2 protein-coding genes are annotated in these 4,710 nt (G+C 48.9%); both read right to left on the minus strand.

What is annotated here, in order from left to right:
• Positions 1-178 precede the first annotated feature (178 nt).
• Positions 179-3,736, minus strand: coding sequence for a M1 family aminopeptidase (locus J3L11_RS18505; protein ID WP_207571942.1), 3,558 nt, complete (start codon positions 3,734-3,736; stop codon positions 179-181).
• 10 nt (positions 3,737-3,746) lie between these two features.
• The gene (locus J3L11_RS18510; protein ID WP_207571943.1) at positions 3,747-4,631 is read right to left on the minus strand and encodes an ABC transporter ATP-binding protein; all 885 of its coding nucleotides are present in this window, start codon (positions 4,629-4,631) and stop codon (positions 3,747-3,749) included.
• Positions 4,632-4,710: the final 79 nt, after the last annotated feature.

Genomic DNA, 4,710 nt, shown 5'->3' on the forward strand with positions numbered 1-4,710 from the left:
TGTTATTTGCCTCTTTGACTTCGCTAAAAATCGAGGAAGCATTTAGCATGAGTAGATATACGGGCAAAGCCCTTTCATGAATGATAACCACCTACTGAAGTAGGTGGTTTTGGGCTGACAATAAAAATCCCAGTAACCGTTGAGTTACCGGGATTTAACGTGTAACCACACTCAGCAGTTAGAGCTTGTAAATATTATCTGCCGCATCGCGATCCACCAGCTTCACATAGGGATCAACGCCCACATACGCTGGCTTGCTATCGAGCACAACCTCCAGATGATTTTCACCACTGTGCAGTGGATATTTCTGTAACAGCAACACCTGTTGCGGAGTTTGCAGTTTGTCTGGATTAGCACTGAAGGCACCAATATCAATCGCTTCATTCAGCGGATTTTCGGTCTCTTTACCCTGCCCGTCAGCCACTTTACGTTGAGCAAAAATATCCATAATCACCTTAAACTTACCATTATCCAACGGCGCAACAGTGGCCTTGGTTAAGCGCAGATCATACAAGGTGATATCGCGGAAAGATTCATCGATGAACTGTGACTGCTCTGCTGTGGTATCACGTTTCAGATATGTCAGCAGATCCAGCGTGGTCGGATAAGGATCATTACGATAGCGATAGCGCTCCAAAAATGCCTTCAGATTGTCATTAAGATGCTGCTCACCTAGGTGATCTTCCAGCGCCATCATAATCACCGAGCCTTTCTGGTAATGGATGTAATCCTGCCCTTCTGTGCGCAACAGCGGCAATTCCTCTTTCTGCTCGGCAGAACGACCACGCAGGTATCGATCCAGCTCATATTTGAGGAATTTACGCAGGATCTCTGCGCCATATTTATGCTGCAGCACCATCAGTGCCGAGTACTGCGACAGACTTTCGGACAATACCGCACTGCCCTGTACATCGGCAGCCCCTAGTTGATGTCCCCACCATTGATGGGCCACTTCGTGGGCGGTCACATAATACACTGGGTCAATTTTTTCCTTATCGCGCAAATCGGTAACAAACCCAATTTTTTCGGAATAAGGCACGGTGTTGGCAAAACTCTGAGCAAAAGAGCGGTACCCCGGAAACTCAATAATCCGCAGTTGCCGATGCTGATACGGGCCAAATGCCTGGCTGTAATAATCGATAGCATCACGCACGGCTTCCATCATTCGATCTACATTCCACCCATGAGCCGGATGATAATAGACTTCAATGGCAATCCCTTTGTAATCCTGTTTTTTCAGTGCATAGTGCCCTGACAGAATCGAGTAGAAATTCACCATTGGATTATCCATCTGATAATGGAAGTAACGGCGACCGTCTTCTTGCCACTCTTTTTGCAGATATCCTGGCACTATTGCAACCTGGTCGGCGGAGGTAGAGACCGTTGCCTGAAAATCGATAAAACCGCCATCAACACCAAAGAAGTTCTGGGTATAAAAACGGCTGTCTTCCAGTTTATGTGCTCGCGGTCTATCTTGTAGCCCGCGTTTTTCACGCTCATGACGGTCATCTAGCTCATAACCGGCGTTGTAACCAAAACGTGGCAGCAGACTCCAGTTATTGATAAAGGTACCGTTATGCACCACTTCGTAATCGAAGTCGCTTTCTTCAATCCCCACCGTTTTACGCAGCAGTCGAATATGACCATCGATAGTACTGGCGGGACCCACCGGCTTAGCAAATGTTAACCAGGCGACCCGGTATTTATCATCAAACTGGCCCAGTGTGGCACCTGGAATATCAATTTGCAGATCGGTCGCTTTAGTGTGTGAGGGCAGATTTATCAGAATACGGGAGATTTCCGCACCAGAACGATTCTGCCAGTGTACCGACACATCGGCTTTGATCATCCGTTGCTCAGGGAAAATATCAATTGCCGCATTCACTGCCGTAGTTGTTAGCATTGGCATTGATTCATATTGTTTATAGTGTTTTTCATAGTCGGCCTGCAGATCCATCTGCGTTTCCGAGGTAATGTAATCGTTGACGACTTTGGTCTGATAAAAAAGATAGCTGCCCGTTAACACAAACAGCACCGCCGCCGTAGCGATAGTCAGTTTACCCGTGGTTCCCAGTTGTCGGCCCAACATGACCAATCGATAACGCAGACTTTGCTGCGGGCCACGATGATATAACCCATATCCCACCACAAACAGGATCAGGCTAAATGCGCCCCAGTAAATCATGTACAGGGTGTGAGTTTTAAGGCTCCAGCCATAACCATTCATGTCGGAATAGCGCATAAAAGGTGACAGCGCGAAGTTATACAGTGAATGTCCTAGCCCCCAATTTGCCATCACCAGGGTTGTCATAAAATAAGCAATAAACAGCCCCATTCCCGCGTATTTATTAGGGCTCACCACTTGCAGGAAAAACGCTAAGATTACCGACAAAAACAGCGGCAGCAGGTTGAAATAGCCAAGACGGATAGCATATTGCGCCAATTCCAGCGTGTACTGTCCTTTAAGTAGCTGGAATACGATGGTGGTGGCGGTTGCCAACACGTACAGCAACACCATTACCAGCAAAGTGGACAACAGTTTAGAGCCCCAAAATACCAAGTTAGGCACCGGCAGCGCGTCGATAATATCGCCCATACCAGAGCTGCGCTCACGCCAGACAATTTCAGCACTGTAATAAATGAGCACCAACACCATTAGCATACTGGTTGCGCCGGTAATGTTATCCACCATAATCTGGGTGACTGGCCAGTCCGAGGTGCCGTACCAGCCATAGTCACCCAGCAGTTGGCTACCGAGCGTAAATATCGTAATCGCGCCTAGCACCATGAAAGAAGCACTGAGCAATACCTGACGGATCTCAAATTTAACGCGAGTATTGAACTGTAATAGCGCCGAAGGTGCGGTAGGCCGCAGCAATTGCGCCAAAGGTTGTAGTGTGGGGACGGTATCCATCTTTTTGGATTTGCGCTCTTTTTTCTGCGCCAACTGCGGATAGCGCCAAATTCCGCTTAGCAACAACAACGCCAGCGCCACCACCAGCCATAGCACTCGGTTTAACAGCAATACACCATGTAATCCGGCTACTAGCGTGTTTTTTTCACTCATGGTCCAATATCGGGCGACATCAGAAAAAGCGCGCAAGCCGAAGGGATCAAGAATCGCCGCGATGTTGCGATACTGTGGTTGGCTGGCCATTTCACCGCTGAGGTTGTACAGCACAAACAAGATAACCGCCGTCAGATACAGCCCCATCAACGAGCGAAAACGGCTAGCCATGGCATAAAACAGTGCCGATAGCAGCAACAGCGTCGGCATGGATAAGGTCAAAAACGGCACCAGATAGTACTGCAAATGGTTTGGGCCAAAACGGCTGACATCAACCCACGGCATATAACTGCCGAGCCACATAGCCAATGGCACAAAGGCGAAGACGGCCAATACCACCAGATAACTGCCGATAAAGCGTCCAAGATGATATGCCAACGGCCGTAGCGGTTTACTGTAGAGGATCTCCTCCATCTGATACTGTTGATTGCGCACGGCGGTAGAGCCGACGAAATTCACTACCGCGAACATCCCAATAATGCCCATGATCAGCAGTGTCTGGGATATGGCAAACGGGCTGTTTTTCAGTACCTCGCCACCGCCGCCAATACGAACATTTTCTGAAACAACCGCAAAGAAGCTGACAAAAAACAGTAGCAGAGCTACCACATAGAAAGAAGGCTGACGCAGGTAATAGCGCCACTCAAAGCGTAACAGAGCGAGCAACATATGTACCTCCTCAGGCGGCTTTATCAGCACTGCGATGACGATGCAGTGTTGAGAAATACAGATCTTCCAACCCGGGAGTAGCCGCCGCAAAACCTGCAGGCGCTTGCTCGGCCAGTACATTGAGTACGGTGCGGCCACCGTGTAACCGTTTAGAGATAACTTGCAGATGTTGTTCCAGCTCAGCTGCTTCGGCCTGGGTCACAGTTCTGGTCCATATACGGTTCTGCAACGATTCCAGCAATTGATGAGGCTCCCCTTGCAGCAGGATCTGCCCCCCAGCCAACACCGCCATGTTGGCACATAGCTCCGAGACATCATCGACAATATGGGTCGACAGGATCACCACTTTATCTTCACCAAGGCTCACCAACAGATTATGAAAGCGGTTCCTCTCTTCTGGATCCAGCCCCGCGGTGGGCTCATCCACAATCAGCAGTTTAGGATCGCCGAGCAAGGCTTGAGCAATTCCGAAACGCTGCCGCATACCACCGGAAAAACCACTCACGGCTTTATTTCGATGTTGATACAGATTGGTATGCGCCAGCAAGCCTGCAACCACTTCCCGGCGCTCGGCTTTATGATTGATACCTTTAAGCAGTGCCAGATGTTCCAGTAAATCCCAGGCGCTGATACGCGGATAAACATTAAAGTCTTGTGGCAGATATCCGAGTGTTTGTCGCAGCCGCTGCGGCTCATGCAGGACATCAATATCATCGAAAAAGACACTACCACTGTCGGCGGGCTGTAGCGCTGCAATAGTGCGCATCAAGGAGGATTTCCCCGCGCCATTGGGGCCCAGCAGGCCAAACATCCCTTTGGGAATGTCCAGTGTGACATTGTCTAGGGCTTTAACACCGTTGCTGTAGGTTTTGCTTAAAGATTGGATGCGCAGCATAGTTCCTTCCTGCTTAAAATGACCCTAAAGCTTTAAGCTAACACGATTACATACTGTCGTATTTTAGATAATTGTAACA

The sequence above is a fragment of the Shewanella sp. 4t3-1-2LB genome (assembly GCF_017368415.1).
Lineage (GTDB): Bacteria > Pseudomonadota > Gammaproteobacteria > Enterobacterales > Shewanellaceae > Shewanella > Shewanella fodinae.